At 51.9% G+C, this 16,147-nt stretch carries 10 protein-coding genes and 1 pseudogene; 5 read left to right on the top strand and 6 right to left on the bottom strand.

All coding sequences use genetic code 11. The annotated features are described in order from the left end of the window. The first annotated feature begins 4 nt into the window (after positions 1–4). Genes surA through apaH form a run of 5 tightly spaced genes read left to right on the top strand, consistent with a single transcriptional unit; the run spans position 5 to position 4,357 of the window. Positions 5–1,297 carry a peptidylprolyl isomerase SurA gene (gene surA, locus ABD035_RS01600; RefSeq protein ID WP_212713079.1) on the top strand — a complete coding sequence of 431 codons (1,293 nt, stop codon included), beginning with the start codon at positions 5–7 and terminating at the stop codon, positions 1,295–1,297. After that, complete coding sequence (gene pdxA / locus ABD035_RS01595) at positions 1,290–2,282, top strand: 4-hydroxythreonine-4-phosphate dehydrogenase PdxA (protein ID WP_343867129.1); 993 nt, start codon at positions 1,290–1,292, stop codon at positions 2,280–2,282. Before surA ends, pdxA begins: the two co-directional genes overlap by 8 nt. Next, a complete protein-coding gene (gene rsmA / locus ABD035_RS01590; RefSeq protein ID WP_343867127.1) occupies positions 2,275–3,099 on the top strand; it encodes a 16S rRNA (adenine(1518)-N(6)/adenine(1519)-N(6))-dimethyltransferase RsmA in 825 nt (274 codons plus the stop codon). The genes pdxA and rsmA overlap by 8 nt, the downstream gene beginning before the upstream one ends. A gap of 2 nt (positions 3,100–3,101) precedes the next feature. Then, entirely contained in the window at positions 3,102–3,479 is a 378-nt protein-coding gene (apaG, locus tag ABD035_RS01585) for a Co2+/Mg2+ efflux protein ApaG (protein ID WP_212713082.1), read from the top strand. Between the two features lie 53 nt (positions 3,480–3,532). Then, positions 3,533–4,357 carry a bis(5'-nucleosyl)-tetraphosphatase (symmetrical) ApaH gene (gene apaH, locus ABD035_RS01580; RefSeq protein WP_212713083.1) on the top strand — a complete coding sequence of 275 codons (825 nt, stop codon included), beginning with the start codon at positions 3,533–3,535 and terminating at the stop codon, positions 4,355–4,357. A 42-nt stretch (positions 4,358–4,399) separates the two neighbouring features. Here apaH and ascB read toward each other — a convergent pair whose 3' ends face one another. The 6 genes and pseudogenes from ascB to dapB form a co-directional block, all read right to left on the bottom strand. Continuing rightward, positions 4,400–5,791: a 6-phospho-beta-glucosidase gene (ascB, locus tag ABD035_RS01575; protein WP_343867124.1), complete on the bottom strand. Its 1,392-nt coding sequence runs from the start codon at positions 5,789–5,791 to the stop codon at positions 4,400–4,402. Positions 5,792–5,902: 111 nt separating this feature from the next. Beyond that, positions 5,903–7,267: pseudogene (locus ABD035_RS01570) on the bottom strand (PTS transporter subunit EIIC); the annotation flags it as partial. Between the two features lie 559 nt (positions 7,268–7,826). Further along, positions 7,827–8,318: a type 3 dihydrofolate reductase gene (gene folA / locus ABD035_RS01565; protein WP_212713086.1), complete on the bottom strand. Its 492-nt coding sequence runs from the start codon at positions 8,316–8,318 to the stop codon at positions 7,827–7,829. 2,041 nt (positions 8,319–10,359) lie between these two features. Beyond that, positions 10,360–13,584, bottom strand: coding sequence for a carbamoyl-phosphate synthase large subunit (carB, locus tag ABD035_RS01560; protein WP_212713087.1), 3,225 nt, complete (start codon positions 13,582–13,584; stop codon positions 10,360–10,362). A gap of 14 nt (positions 13,585–13,598) precedes the next feature. Further along, positions 13,599–14,747: a glutamine-hydrolyzing carbamoyl-phosphate synthase small subunit gene (gene carA / locus ABD035_RS01555; protein WP_212713088.1), complete on the bottom strand. Its 1,149-nt coding sequence runs from the start codon at positions 14,745–14,747 to the stop codon at positions 13,599–13,601. Positions 14,748–15,202: 455 nt separating this feature from the next. Then, positions 15,203–16,018 (bottom strand): 4-hydroxy-tetrahydrodipicolinate reductase, encoded by an 816-nt coding sequence (gene dapB, locus ABD035_RS01550; RefSeq protein ID WP_343867120.1) that lies wholly within the window; start codon positions 16,016–16,018, stop codon positions 15,203–15,205. Between the last annotated feature and the right edge of the window lie 129 nt (positions 16,019–16,147).

The following is a 16,147-nucleotide window of genomic DNA, read 5'->3' as shown; positions in this document are numbered from 1 at the left end:
TAGTATGAAGAACTGGAGAATGCTGATTCTGTGTGTCGCGCTTAAGGCAACGACTGCTCTGGCTGCACCACAGATGATTGATAAAGTCGCAGCGATCGTCAACAACGGTGTGGTTCTTGAAAGCGATGTTGATGACCTGATGCGCACTGTGAAAACTCAGGCAAAGGAGGCCGGCCAGCAGTTGCCAGATGATCAGACCTTACGTCATCAGATCCTCGAACGCGAGATTATGGACAGCATCATCACTCAGATGGGCCAGCGTGCCGGCATGCAGATCAGTGACCAGGAACTGGATCAGGCAATTCAGAATATCGCCGCGCAGAACCACCTGAGTATGGATCAGTTACGCAGCCGCCTGACCTACGACGGGGTGAATTACAACGATTACCGTAATCAGATCCGTAAAGAGATGCTGATCGCAGAAGTTCGTAATAACGAAGTCAGAAGCCGTATTACTATTCTCCCTGAAGAGGTGAATAATCTGGCCAAACAGATTTCAGCGCAAAACGTGCCGGGCACAGAAATTAACCTCAGCATGATCCTGCTGCCGTTACCGGAAAATCCGTCCCAGCAACAGGTTGATGATGAAGAAGCTCTGGCAAAAAAACTGGTCGGTGAGCTGAAAAACGGTGCCGATTTCGGAAAAATGGCCGTCACCTATTCTGCCGACCCTCAGGCGCTGAAAGGCGGCAATATGGGCTGGGGCAAAATTGAAGAGCTGCCAAGCCTGTTCAGTCAGGCATTAAGCACCGCCCATAAAGGTGATATCGTCGGTCCTATTCGTTCGGGTGTCGGTTTCCATATTCTGAAAGTGAACGATATGCGTGGTGAATCTCAGAACGTTTCGGTTACGGAAGTTCATGCGCGCCATATCCTGATCAAAGTGACCCCGATAATGAATGATCAGCAGGCTCATGCCAAAATTGAACAGATCGCCGCGGATATCCGTGATGGCAAACTGACCTTTGCCGACGCCGCCAATAAATATTCTGATGACCCGGGCTCTGCCAATCTGGGCGGGGATTTAGGCTGGGCATCGCCGAACATTTATGACCCGGCGTTCCGTGATGCGGTCATGCACCTGAAAAAAGGCCAGCTGAGCCAGCCTGTCCGTTCTTCCTTCGGATGGCATCTGATCCAGTTGCTGGATACCCGTCAGGTTGACAGAACGGATGAGGCGGCGAAAGATCGTGCCTATCGTATCCTGTTTAACCGTAAATTCGCAGAAGAAGCGCAGACCTGGATGCAGGAAGAACGCGCATCTGCTTATGTGAAAGTTCTGGATAACAATGACTGATATACCACGTATCGTCATCACTCCCGGCGAACCCGCCGGGATTGGACCTGACCTGACGTTACAACTGGCCAGCTTTGACTGGCCAGTTCAGTTAGTGGTCTGTGCCGACAGGCAACTGTTACTGGACAGAGCCGCACAGCTTGGGATCTCCGTCACGCTGACCGATTACCAGCCGGAACGCCCTGCCGCCGCACAGAAAGCCGGCACACTGACCTTGCTGCCGGTGGATTTACCTGCGGCAGTGACCGCCGGCAAACTGTCCGCCAGTCACAGTGCCTATGTGGTCGAATCTCTCGCGACCGCCTGTGATGGGTGTCTTGCCGGAGAATTTTCCGCTCTGGTCACAGGCCCCGTCCATAAGGGCGTGATTAATGACGCCGGGATACCTTTTACCGGGCATACCGAATTTTTTGCGGATCGTGCCGGCTGCCATAAAGTCGTCATGATGCTGGCGACGACCGAATTACGGGTCGCTCTCGCCACCACACACCTTCCGTTAAAAGACGTCTCTGCCGCGATTACGCGGGAAAACCTGCACGAAGTGATCACCATCCTTCATCGGGATTTACAGCAGAAATTTCATCTTCCTGAACCGAAAATTCTGGTGTGCGGATTAAATCCTCATGCCGGCGAAAGCGGGCATATGGGACGTGAAGAAATTGATATTATCGAACCGGCACTGGAAGAGTTGCGCCAGCAGGGCATTACGCTCATCGGGCCGCTGCCAGCCGATACCCTGTTTCAGCCAAAATATCTTGAACATGCCGATGCTGTATTGGCGATGTACCATGATCAGGGACTGCCGGTGTTAAAATATCAGGGATTTGGCCGGGCGGTAAATATTACCCTGGGTCTCCCATTTATCCGGACTTCAGTCGACCATGGAACTGCCCTTGAACTGGCAGGTCGTGGTCAGGCCGATCCGGGCAGCTTTATTACGGCGATTAAACTCGCCATCAATATGATTAAGAGCAGTAATGAATAATCGCGTCCATCAGGGGCACTACGCCCGTAAACGTTTCGGGCAGAACTTCCTGAACGATCAATATATTATTGACAGCATTGTCTCAGCCATCCATCCGCTTACCAGTGATGCGTTGGTGGAGATTGGTCCCGGCCTGGGGGCATTGACCGAACCGGTCGGTGAAAAAGTCGATGCGCTGACGGTGGTCGAGCTCGACCGTGATCTGGCTGCCCGCCTGCAGACTCACCCATTCCTGGGTCCGAAACTGACTATTTTTCAGCAGGATGCGATGACATTCAATTTTGCTGAACTGGCCGCTGAGCGCGGGCAACCGTTACGTGTTTTCGGTAACCTGCCTTACAATATCTCAACGCCATTGATGTTCCATCTGTTTAGCTATCCGGGTGCCATTAAAGATATGCACTTTATGCTACAGAAAGAGGTCGTCAATCGCCTGGTGGCAGGCCCCGGCAGTAAGGCTTACGGCCGTCTGACGGTTATGGCTCAGTACTACTGTCAGGTCATCCCGGTGCTGGAAGTACCGCCACAATCCTTTACTCCGCCACCGAAAGTAGATTCTGCCGTCGTGCGCCTGGTGCCACATACCCGTTCTCCGTATCCTGAAGTGGATGTCAAAATCCTCAGCCGGATCACGACAGAAGCCTTCGGGAAACGTCGTAAGACATTACGCAACAGCCTCGGTCACCTGTTCTCTGCCGGGGTACTTTCTGATCTTGGTATTGATGATACCCTGCGGGCAGAGAATATCTCGATTGCCCAATACTGCCAGCTGGCACACTGGCTGACAGAGCATCCGGAACAACCCCGGGAGAGTTAATCATGAGTGGATCCAGACGCGTTTACGTACATGTACAAACATTTTATGCCGCCTCGCAGTCACTGCCTGAGGAAGAACGTTATGTGTTTGCTTATACCATCACCATCCGTAATTTAGGGCACTCTGAAGTGCAGTTACGTGAGCGCTACTGGTTAATCACTAATGGTAACGGGAAAGAGACAGAGGTTCAGGGTGAAGGGGTGGTCGGTGAACAGCCGCGGATAAAGCCCGGTGACGAATACCAGTATACCAGTGGTGCCGTCCTCGAAACGCCGATAGGTACCATGCAGGGGCACTATGTCATGGAAGACGAAAACGGCGAGCGTTTTACTACCCCGATCCCTGTGTTTCGCCTTGCTGTCTCTACTCAGCTTCATTAAGCCGCCCTCTGGTCTGTCTCTGCAGGCCCGGGGTTTATGCTGACAGGATTTACATGAGTACGTATCTGATAGGCGATATTCACGGTTGTTACACTGAATTTTGTGCATTGCTGGATCAGGTCAGTTTTGACCCGGCCAGGGATGAACTCTGGCTGACCGGTGATTTAGTCGCCCGTGGCCCGGACTCACTGGCTGTGCTGAGAAAAGTGAAGTCACTGGGTGACTCTGTCCGGCTGGTGCTGGGCAACCATGATCTGCATATTCTGGCGGTGTATGCCGGGATCAGTCGCAACAAACCTAAAGATAATCTGGCCGCGCTGCTGGCCGCCGATGACTGCGATGACCTGATCAACTGGCTGCGTCGTCAGCCATTATTGCAGGTGGATGAAGAGAAAAAACTGGTGATGGCCCATGCCGGGATCACACCACAGTGGGATATCGAAACCGCAAAAGCCTGTGCCAGGGAACTGGAAGTCATACTCTCCAGTGACAGCTATCCGTTATTCCTGGATGCCATGTACGGCGATATGCCAAATAACTGGACCCCCGAACTCAGCGGACTGGCTAAGCTGCGTTTCAGTGCAAATGCACTGACGCGGATGCGCTATTGCTTTCCGAACGGACAGCTGGACATGATCTGCAAAGATGTTCCGGAAAAAGCGACACCGCCGCTCAAACCCTGGTTTATGCTGGAAGGCCCGGTGCGTGAAGGCTATACCATTGCCTTCGGTCATTGGGCATCGCTGGAAGGTAAAGGCATGCCGGCGGGGATTCTGGGGCTGGATACCGGATGCTGCTGGGGCGGAACGCTGACCCTGCTGCGCTGGGAAGACCAGCAGTATTTCCACCAGCCTTCCCTGCAGAAGAAAAAGAGTTAACCTTCCGGGGCCGTCGCTCCGTGACCGCCCCTGAATTTTCTCTTATTTCAGTACGGCCCCCCGGCTGGCAATCACCGACTGATACCAGCCGAAACTTTTTTTACGGTAACGTTGCAGCGTCCCGGTACCATCGTCGTGGCGATCGACATAAATAAAGCCATAGCGCTTGGAAAGTTCACCTTTGGAAGCACTGACTAAATCGATAGGCCCCCAGCTGGTGTACCCCATAATATCCACACCATCGTCCAGAGCTTCCCGGACTTGTTGCAGATGATCATTCAGATAACTGATGCGGTAATCATCGTTAACCTGGCCCTCCGCCGTGAGTTGATCCCGTGCCCCCAGGCCATTCTCTACAATAAACAGCGGTTTTTGATAACGATCCCAGAGCAGGTTTAGCAGTATCCGTAATCCCTGCGGGTCTATCTGCCACCCCCATTCCGATGCACTCAGGTGCGGGTTCGGGATCATGTTCAGGATATTTCCGCGCTGTTGCAGATATTTTTCCGGCTCGGCACTGGCACATCCGGACATGTAATAACTGAATGAGACAAAATCCACGCCGTGTCTGAGAGCGTCACGATCTTCATCGGTGATATGCAGCTCAATCGCATTATCGCGGAAATAACGTTGCATATAGCCCGGGTACTCTCCCCTGACCTGCACATCCCCGAAAAATAACCAGTGCCGGTTTGCCTCCATGGCCGCCATCACATCGGCCGGTTTGCTGCTTAACGGATACTGTAAACCGCCCAGCAGCATATTGCCTATTCTGGCTCCCGGGATCATTTCATGGCAGGTTTTGACCGTCAGGCTACTGGCCACCAGCTGATGATGGATGGCCTGATAAATTTCTCCCGGCGAACTCTCCATCGGGATACCAACACCGGTCAGGGGCGCATGCAGTGACATATTAATTTCATTGAACGTCAGCCATAAACGCACCTGGTGGCGGTAACGCTGAAACACCGTTCTGGCATAATGCAGGAAGAAAGTAATGACCTGACGATTTCCCCAGCCACCGTATTCTTTAACTAATGCCCAGGGCATCTCGTAATGAGAAAGTGTCACTACTGGCAGGATCCTGTGTTTTGCCAGTTCAGCAAAAATCGCGTCATAGTACGCAAGCCCGGCTTCATTCGGTGCCGCCTCATCACCGCGGGGAAAAATACGGCTCCACGCGATCGACAGGCGCAGGCAGGTGAATCCCATTTCAGCAAATAACGCGATATCCTGCGGGTAGCGATGATAGAAATCGATCGCCACGTCCTTCAGATATTCATTATCAGACCCGCGCTCATCAAGGCGCCCGAACAGACCTTCCGGCAGAACATCGGATGTCGATAGCCCCTTCCCTCCTTCACGCCATGCACCTTCCACCTGGTTGGCCGCAATCGCGCCTCCCCACAGAAAATGTTCCGGAAATAACTTCATAACTCTCTCCCTGATGATGATGAATCACTCCAATCACGCATGGCCTGTCATAACTGCGACAGGCCGGCCATGTTATCCATTGTTCACTGTGCTGTGAGTTGGCCCGGTACGAGGCACCCCGAACAGGAACGTCAGCAGACAAGACAGGAACAGTGCCAGGATTGCCGCACCGATCGCAGCCCAGACGGTAAGATCTATCCCGCTGGCCGGGATCATCTGTGTCACAGAAAAAATACTCACCAGTCCGAATGACCAGACTTTCACCTGGCACAGACCCACGATGCCGCCCCCGAGTCCCCCGGCAATACACCCGAACAGGAAAGGCAGTTTCAGGGGCAATGTCACGCCGTAGATTGCCGGCTCTGTAATACCGAAAATGCCCGCCGTCACCGATGTCCCGGCCAGCATTTTAAGCCGGGCATCCCGGGTTGCCAGAAACACCCCAAGGGCTGCACCGGCCTGACCCATTACCGCTGGCAGTAACAACGGAATGATGGTGTCGTATCCCAGCACACTGAGATTGTTGATTGCGACAGGCACCAGGCCCCAGTGCAGGCCGAAAATGACACAGACCTGCCACACTGCGCCAAGGAAAATCCCGGCAATCCAGGGCGCGATATCGTAAATCCATTGATAACCGCTGGCCAGCAGATGGCTGAGGAACGTAAACAGCGGCCCGATCACCAGGAAGGTCAGCGGGACAATCACTATCAGACAAATCAGCGGGGCGGTAAAATTGCGGATGGATTCAGGCAGGCGCGGGTAAAGCGTTTTCTCCAGCCAGCAACTCAGCCACGCAGAGAAAATAATCGGGATCACCGAGGAACTGTAATTGATCAACGTCAGCGGAATACCGAAGAAGCTCGCCGGTTCCGCAAGTGACAGGATAGTCGGGTGAACCAGTGCGCCACCGATGGCCATCGTCAGGAACGGCGAGCCACCGAACTTCTTACCGGCCGTATAACCGAGAACCATCGGGAAGAAATAGAACAGAGCATCACTGGCTGCAAACCAGACCTGATAAGTCGCGCTTTGCGGATCCAGCAGGTCCAGCGCCACAAACAACGCAAGAAATCCTTTCAGGATCCCGGAGGCTGCCATCACACTCAGGACCGGAGTAAAAATCCCGGAAACCAGATCGATAAAGCGTGCCAGCAGAGACGCTGCGGGGTTCTTTTCATCTTCGCGCTCAGAGCCGTGGACGGGCTGCTGAGAAGTCACGGCGGTTCCGGCCAGGCAGCTTTCAATGGCACGAAACACCTCGCCCACATGATTGCCGATGACCACCTGGAACTGCCCCCCGCTTTCGACGACGGCGATAACCCCGTCCAGAGATTTTATCCGGTCCGCTGCCCCTGCCGGGGTATGATGCAGTTTAAAACGCAGCCGTGTCGCACAGTGGACGAGTGTCCGGATATTTTTCTTTCCCCCTGCGTCCTCAATAATCTGTTCTGCTAATTGCAAATATCGGGTCATCCTAATCTCCTTAATTTACAGCACCAGTCCTTTGCAGGATGATCAATTTTCCGCAAATCATCGTGCCCGGATAATCCTTACTGAGCACTTTTTTAATATTCAGGGTGAAATCTTCAAAATACGGGATACCGTATTTACGGCTATACGCGAGCCGCGTTTACTGAAAAAACCACCTTTACCCGTCCGGCGAAAAGTATCCCGGTAATTATCCGGAAGGATAAAATCCTATATTCCCGGGACAATACGGTTCTTCAGAAAATAACCCGAACTACGGGCATCAGGAAATAAAAGTCTGAACCGCGCCCACGGGTAAACCGATATCCTGTCAATCCGTAATTACCGATGAATTTATTAAAAAATATGACCAGACGGGGAGAGTTCTATCATTCACAACGCGATACAGATTAATTTTAATGGGAGATTAAAACTGTGAGGAAGGTCTATTTTAGAATAAAAGGAAATACGTTACTTATTACTGCATGTCATAACAAGGACCTGCCACAGGGGCTGATTCCCCTGTGGCAGAATATTATTCTTTACGGACGAGAGTGATTTTCCGTCAGTCAGTGCAGACCCGACGATCCAGGATCTCAAAACAGAAGCTGTGGGTGTTATTCGCATCTGCGTCATGAAACTCACTGAATACAGACTGCCAATGATCGGGATCGTAATCCGGAAACTGGGTATCTCCTTCGACTTCTGCATCGATATGTGTCAGATAGAGCCGGTCGGCTTTTTCCAGCATCTGAGCATAGATTTTACCGCCGCCGATCACCATGATCTCCGGCGCATCGGCGACCAGTTTCAGCGCCTCTTCGGGGGAAGTGACCCAGCTGACGCCCTCAGCGGTACCCGCTGAACGGCTGATCACGATATTCAGTCGTCCGGGCAGTGGCCGGCCAATGGACTCAAACGTACGCCGCCCCATGATCACGGGTTTATTCAGGGTCTGTTTTTTAAACCAGGCCAGATCCGCTGGCAAATTCCATGGCATGGCATTATCCATACCGATAACCCGATCTGCCGCCATTGCAGCAATCAAACTAATCATTACATTAACCCGCTGGAAAAATTGGCGCCATCATACGGAAAGGGATCGACTTCGTCGATAGGGATTGGTCATTATTTCACTAAACCCTTCTCCGGCACAAAGTCCTGCCTTAACAGGGCTGACGGTCCCGGTATTTGCCCAATTCAGGAACTCCGGCGGTTTCACCGCCGCGTTGAAATGAATTAAACGTCCCTTACCTGCTGTTTTTAACACTAAAAATCATCGTTAAACCGGACCAGATTGATACCGTCTGAATTATCAGACCCGGGGGTCGGGGTATTTTCATCATTCATACTCTGACCGTCTGCCAGAGTGAAGGGAATCCGTAACCCATTGTCTGTAAATTGATAATTTCTTCCGGTCGCAAATTGCATTTTGTCTCTCATCAATAAGGGGGCACTTTTTGTAATCTGTACTGTTCTGTAACCTGCATAGTACGCAACACCCCACGCATCCCCGGCAAAGTAATGATTCACATCCCTGCGTTTAGCAGGGGGAAAATACGGATACCAAACGTCACCGGACGCGATTGAGGATGGGTCGTATTTGCCACTGAACCTCGACCCCGGATGTTTTGAATATCATTTTTATCTTCGTAAGAGTGCGATGACACCTTACGGCCCTGGTGTCGTTCCGTTCCACGCGAATCCCCGGCCAGAGTTCAGAGTTAGTCATCAGGCCCCGGCGACCTCCGTTTTTCTTTAGTGATCTGCTCCATTGCCGGACAGATAATCACTGCCAGAGAACAGAGACGTCGTCAGCAACTTTATAACACCGGAGGCTTTCTGATAACGGGGGTGTAACCCGGCCGCTCGTCATCTTCCTGAATGCCATTCGCCGGTGCTTTTCCCGGTCAATCGTATTCCCGGATACCGGTTTCAGCCCCGATAATATCCTGATCAATACGGCGACTCTGGCGAAGATTTACTTACCCGCGCCTTGCGGCTTAGTCCGGTAGCTGACATTTTGCGAAGGGTATTACCTCCGGCCCGGCAATAATCATGTTCCCGGTGGAGTCGTACCGGAATATTCACACCCGACTCGTCATGGTATGTCCGGTCCGGCCCCTCGTTAAGTCCGTAAGTTGCTGTAAAACGAAAACGGGTGCCACCCTCAATACTCCCCTGCAGAGATGCTCCCTTCGTTCCGGCAGAATGACTTACCCCGGGGTGCCGGGCTTCCCCCTCTGAAAAGTTAAGCGACTTAATAAATCATCCTCCCAGGGGCCGCTGAACCAGGGTGACTTCAGACGGTGAACTGACGGACCTGCTTCAGATAAAAAATAAAAGATTTCCTGATGTCAGAAACCACAGCTATCGGACGATGGGAATAACCGGGTAATATAAACTCACTCTGGTTAAATAATTCTCCCGCCCCCCTATAATCTGGCATAGCCATTTTTATTATCATCAGGCAGACAACAACTCTTTTTTAGTGATAACCCTTAGAATGATATAAATAAGCCGGCAATCTACGATGAAGATCCTAAGTAGAACATTTATCACGACTTATTCAGGGTATTACTTTCAGAGAAAAGTCATATACGGGGAGAATTTCAGCGGTAACCAAAAAGTAGCAACTTCCCCTGATAAAAATAATAAAGGCATACACTGATTAGCCGGAAAATACGGTATGGCATGACCACCTGCTCTGATGGCGGTCAGCCGGTCACAGATTATCCGGTGCCTTGCGTCATACTTCTGACGGACAGGATCCCCGGTTAAGTGAGTCCGGGGGTAAACCCCCGCCCTGCACATAATGCCTGCCTGTGAGTCATCCGGCTGGCAGAACACCAGAGCACGGCGAGACTCGCGTTATTCCCGGATTGAGACAGATAGCCATTAGCCATTAGCCATTAGCCATTAGAGGTAAGAGGTAAGAGGTAAGAAGTAAAAGGTCAGCAGTCAGCAGTCAGCAGTCAGCAGTCAGCAGTCAGCAGTCAGCAGTCAGCAGTAGGAAATAAAACAACAGTGGGGAGTGAGAAGCCAGTGCGGACAGAGATAAGCAACCCTGAAACAGGGTTGCTTATCCGGGTAAGGTCTTAGCCTTTTATTTCAGCATGCATTTCCTGAACCGAAATTACACGATCGGTCGGGTCAGCATTCAGCGCCATCGCTGTCGCGAAACCACCGTTCAGCGTGGTGTCGTAGTGGACTTTATACTGCAGTGCACTGCGTCTGATCAGACGGGAGTCTTCAATGGCCTGACGTCCGGCTGTGGTGTTTACGATATAGCTGTATTCACCATTTTTCAGACGGTCCTGAATATGCGGACGACCTTCATGAACTTTATTGACCAGGCGTGGATTAATCCCGGCTTCCCCCAGTACCACAGCAGTACCGTGTGTTGCATCCAGCTCGTAACCGAATTTCAGTAACTTAGCCGCCAGGTCAACCACACGCTTTTTATCACCTTCACGGACGGATAATAACGCACGACCGGACTTTTTCATCGTCGCCTGAGCACCGAGCATCGCTTTGGAGAAGGCTTCGGCAAAGGTTCTGCCCACGCCCATCACTTCACCGGTAGACCGCATTTCAGGGCCAAGGATCGGGTCAACGCCCTGGAACTTGTTAAATGGCAGAACCACTTCTTTCACCGAATAATAAGGCGGGATCACTTCCTCTGTCACTCCCTGAGCCGCCAGCGTTTTACCGGCCATCACACGGGCAGCCACTTTCGCCAGCGGAACACCGGTCGCTTTCGAGACAAAAGGTACCGTACGGGCAGCGCGCGGGTTAACTTCAATCAAATACACTTCGTTATCTTTAACCGCAAACTGTACGTTCATCAGACCACGGACATTCAGCTCGAAGGCCAGCTTACTGACCTGGTCACGCATAACATCCTGGATTTCCTGGTTCAGCGTGTAAGCCGGTAATGAACATGCGGAGTCACCGGAGTGAACACCTGCCTGTTCGATATGCTCCATGATCCCGCCGATCAGTACCCGCTCACCGTCACAGATGGCATCGACATCCACTTCTACCGCATCATCCAGGAAGCGGTCCAGCAGAACCGGCGCATCATTTGAGACGGACACCGCAGTCATAAAGTAACGCTTCAGATCCTGTTCGTCATAGACGATTTCCATCGCCCGACCGCCCAGAACATAAGAAGGACGTACCACCAGGGGATAACCGATGGTCGCGGCTTTTTCGACGGCCTGCTCCAGAGCGGTTACGGTGGCATTCGCCGGTTGCTTCAGCGCCAGGCGATCAACGGCCTGCTGGAAACGTTCACGGTCTTCGGCACGGTCAATGGCATCCGGACTGGTACCGATCACCGGTACGCCGGCAGCTTCCAGCTCACGGGCCAGTTTCAGTGGTGTCTGACCACCGTACTGTACAATGACGCCTTCAGGTTTTTCGATGCGGACAATTTCCAGTACATCTTCCAGCGTCACCGGCTCAAAATAGAGACGGTCGGAGGTATCGTAGTCGGTAGATACGGTTTCCGGGTTACAGTTCACCATAATAGTTTCGTAACCGTCTTCACGTAAGGCCAGCGCCGCGTGAACACAGCAATAGTCAAACTCGATACCCTGACCGATACGGTTCGGGCCGCCCCCCAGGATCATGATTTTGGCACGATCGGTAGATGGGTTAGCTTCACACTCTTCTTCATAAGTGGAATACATGTAAGCGGTATCGGTCGCGAATTCTGCCGCGCAGGTATCCACCCGCTTATAGACCGGATTCAGGTTATATTGCTGACGCAGTTTGCGGACTTCGCTTTCCGCAACACCGGCCAGTTTGGCCAGACGCAGATCCGAGAACCCTTTACGTTTCAGCTGACGCAGGAAACCGGCCGTCAGGCCATTGAGTCCCTGGCGGGCAACCTGCTCTTCCAGACGAACCAGCTCCTCAATCTGCACCAGGAACCAGCGGTCGATATTGGTCAGATTGAAAACGCCATCCACGGACATCCCCAGACGGAAAGCATCGGCGATATACCAGATACGGTCGCTACCGGCATCTTTCAGTTCGCGGCGGATACGGGTCAGGGCTTCCGGGTCTTCAGCCTCGACTTTCGGGTCAAATCCGCTGGCGCCGACTTCCAGGCCGCGCAGTGCTTTCTGCACAGATTCCTGGAACGTGCGGCCGATTGCCATGACTTCACCGACAGATTTCATTTGGGTGGTCAGGCGATCATTACTGCCGGCGAATTTTTCGAAGTTAAAACGCGGGATCTTGGTCACAACATAGTCGATGGAAGGCTCGAAGGATGCCGGCGTCAGTCCACCGGTAATATCATTCATCAGCTCATCCAGCGTATAACCTACGGCGAGTTTTGCGGCGATCTTCGCAATCGGGAAGCCTGTCGCTTTAGATGCCAGGGCGGACGAACGCGATACCCTTGGGTTCATTTCGATAACAATCAGGCGACCATTTTCCGGGTTAACGGAGAACTGGACGTTAGAACCGCCGGTTTCCACACCGATTTCACGTAATACGGCCATCGAGGCATTACGCATGATCTGGTATTCTTTGTCGGTCAGCGTCTGTGCCGGCGCAACAGTGATGGAGTCACCGGTATGGATCCCCATGGCATCGAAGTTTTCGATGGAACAAACAATGATACAGTTATCATTTTTGTCACGGACCACTTCCATTTCATACTCTTTCCAGCCAATCAGTGATTCATCAATCAGCAACTCATTGGTCGGGGAAAGATCCAGCCCGCGGGTACAGATCTCTTCAAACTCTTCCCGGTTATAGGCAATTCCGCCACCGGTACCGCCCATAGTAAAGGAAGGACGGATGATGCAAGGGAAGCCAACATCATCAGCCACCTGAAATGCTTCTTCCATTGTGTGTGCGATACCGGAGCGCGCAGTATCCAGACCGATGCTTTTCATCGCTTTATCAAAACGACGACGATCTTCTGCTTTATCAATCGCATCGGCGGTTGCACCAATCATGGTGACGCCGAACTCTTCCAGAACGCCTTGTCTTTCCAGTTCCAGAGCACAGTTCAGGGCAGTCTGCCCACCCATGGTCGGCAGGACAGCATCCGGACGCTCTTTTTCGATGATTTTGCGCACAACTTCCCAGTTAATCGGCTCAATGTAGGTCGCATCGGCCATTTCCGGGTCGGTCATGATGGTTGCCGGGTTTGAGTTCACCAGAATAACGCGGTAACCCTCTTCACGCAGAGCTTTACACGCCTGCGCACCGGAGTAGTCAAATTCACAGGCCTGACCAATAACAATCGGACCGGCACCCAGGATCAGGATGGATTTTATGTCTGTACGTTTTGGCATTGATTAGCTCCTGATTACCGGGTTTCTGAACGGTAGGTATTGATTAACTCGATAAAGTGGTCGAACAGTGGCGCTGCATCATGCGGCCCCGGGCTCGCTTCCGGATGTCCCTGGAAGCTGAATGCAGGCTTGTCGGTACGATGGATACCTTGCACGGTATGGTCAAACAGTGACGTATGAGTGACGCGCAAGCATTCCGGCAGGCCCTCTTTATCGACAGCAAAGCCATGGTTCTGCGCGGTGATCATCACCACATCACGGTCAAGATCTTTGACCGGATGGTTCCCGCCGTGGTGTCCCAGCTTCATTTTTACGGTTGACGCGCCGCTTGCCAGAGCGAGCAACTGGTGACCCAGACAGATACCAAATACCGGAATGTCGGTGGTCAGGAAGGTTTTAATCGCGCTGATGGCATAATCACACGGCTCCGGGTCACCCGGTCCGTTAGACAGGAAAATCCCGTCCGGTGCCATCTTCAGGACTTCCTCCGCAGGGGTCTGAGCCGGAACCACGGTCAGGCGGCATCCACGGTCGGTCAGCATACGCAGGATATTGCTCTTCGCACCAAAGTCATAGGCCACCACGTGGTATGGCAGTTCGCTTTCCTCTTTTGGCGCAGGCAGTTCATCACTCAGCGTCCAGCTTCCCTGTGTCCAGGAGTAGCTTTTCTGCGTGGTGACTTCTTTCGCTAAATCCATCCCTTTCAGTCCCGGGAAGGCTTTCGCCTGCGCTAAGGCCGCAGCCACATCCGGCGCGTTCCCGGCAATGATACAGCCATTCTGAGCACCTTTTTCGCGCAGCAGGCGGGTCAGTTTACGGGTATCAATGTCGGCGATAGCAACGATGTTATGGCGTGAGAGATAAGCAGAGAGGTCTTCTTTACTACGGTAATTGCTGGTGATCAGCGGTAAATCGCGGATGACGAGGCCCTGAGCATGAACGTGAGATGACTCTTCATCAGCGGGGTTAGTACCAACATTACCAATATGGGGATAAGTAAGAGTGACAATCTGGCGGGAATAGGAAGGATCAGTAAGAATTTCTTGATAGCCGGTCATTGATGTGTTGAAAACGACTTCTCCGACTGCCGACCCGCTTGCGCCTATGGACCGGCCATGGAATTCGGTTCCGTCTTCCAGAACCAGGATTGCTGACTTAATCAAAACTTCCTCCGGGGAATAAATAGTCACTATACCTGCATATTAATTCATAAGTGTCGCCTGAATCAATCCAAAAAACGCTGAATACTCGATTTTCGGCAAATTGGGCGCATTCTAATGAGCAGCTTTGCTTATGTCCAGTCTGAAAGCGGATAAAGTTGTTTTTTTTACGCCATTGGGAGTAAAAACTATAAAACAGCGATAAAAAGGCACGTATGGAGGGTGGATAAAACGATTGCCTGAAGAAATGTATCCCGGGAGAGAGAATTACGGTGAAGATGTGTACAGAAAGGTATCTGACGCAAAAAAAACGGCGATAAAAATAACAATAATTACAGGTAAAGCACCGTTTAAACCAAAAACCAGACCAAATGGTCAATTTTCACAAACATAAGGGGATATTAATAAAATCCCCTTTATAATCATTTAATTAAACAAGGAAGACTGAACGAAAAACATCAGATATCATTCAGAGAAAGCACGTCACGCATGTCATAGAAACCATGGTTATGTCCGTTTAACCACAAAGCTGCCTTTACCGCACCCTTTGCAAACGTCATCCGGCTGGAGGCCTTGTGGGTAATCTCTACCCGTTCTCCGATGTCTGCAAACATTGCCGTGTGCTCACCAACAATATCACCGGCACGGACTGTCGCAAAACCGATAGTCCCGGGCTTACGCTCGCCGGTATGCCCTTCCCGGCTATAGACGGCATGTTCAGAGAGTGTCCAGTTCATCGCATCGGCAATAGATTCCCCCATTGCCAGAGCCGTTCCTGACGGAGCATCGACTTTATGCCGGTGATGGGCTTCGGTGATTTCAATATCGCTATACTCGCCCATCACTTTAGCGGCTTTCTCCAGCAGTTTCAGCACAAGGTTGACCCCGACACTGAAGTTCGCGGCAAACACCACCGGGATAGACTCTGCGGCAGCGCGGATAGCCTGTTTACCCGCGTCATCAAATCCGGTAGTCCCTATCACAATGGCTTTACGGTGTGTCTGGCAGAATTTCAGGTAGCCGGCCGTGGCTTCAGGGCGTGTAAAATCAATAAGCACATCGAAGTCATCCTTCACCGCATCCAGATTATCGCTGACCAGAATACCGGTTTTGCCACTCCCGGCTAATTCACCGGCATCGCAGCCAACCAGAGAGGAGCCCTGACGCACAACAGCAGCCCCCAGGGTGGCTCCGTCAGTCAGTTTTGTGGCTTCAATTAATTGACGGCCCATTCTTCCGGAGGCACCGACAATACCTATTCGGATATTATTCATAACTATTCATTCCTGTACACATGCATGCGGAGTCAGGGTAACCAGCCACCAGAGCCAGTACCAGCAAAAAAAAATATCATTAGAATTTCAGGTTTCACCGATAATCTTATCAGTAAAATCAATAGGGAG

The organism is Tatumella terrea (genome assembly GCF_039523755.1).
Classification (GTDB): domain Bacteria; phylum Pseudomonadota; class Gammaproteobacteria; order Enterobacterales; family Enterobacteriaceae; genus Tatumella; species Tatumella terrea.
Note: the sequence above shows the minus strand (reverse complement) of the source record. Positions and strands in the feature narration are given on the sequence as shown.

Coding starts and splice junctions, on each gene's coding strand:
- apaG (WP_212713082.1), top strand. CDS start 3,102: ATGAGTGGATCCAGACGCGTTTACGTACATGTACAAACATTTTATGCC.
- surA (WP_212713079.1), top strand. CDS start 5: ATGAAGAACTGGAGAATGCTGATTCTGTGTGTCGCGCTTAAGGCAACG.
- carB (WP_212713087.1), bottom strand. CDS start 13,584: ATGCCAAAACGTACAGACATAAAATCCATCCTGATCCTGGGTGCCGGT.
- rsmA (WP_343867127.1), top strand. CDS start 2,275: ATGAATAATCGCGTCCATCAGGGGCACTACGCCCGTAAACGTTTCGGG.
- ascB (WP_343867124.1), bottom strand. CDS start 5,791: ATGAAGTTATTTCCGGAACATTTTCTGTGGGGAGGCGCGATTGCGGCC.
- dapB (WP_343867120.1), bottom strand. CDS start 16,018: ATGAATAATATCCGAATAGGTATTGTCGGTGCCTCCGGAAGAATGGGC.
- apaH (WP_212713083.1), top strand. CDS start 3,533: ATGAGTACGTATCTGATAGGCGATATTCACGGTTGTTACACTGAATTT.
- folA (WP_212713086.1), bottom strand. CDS start 8,318: ATGATTAGTTTGATTGCTGCAATGGCGGCAGATCGGGTTATCGGTATG.
- pdxA (WP_343867129.1), top strand. CDS start 1,290: ATGACTGATATACCACGTATCGTCATCACTCCCGGCGAACCCGCCGGG.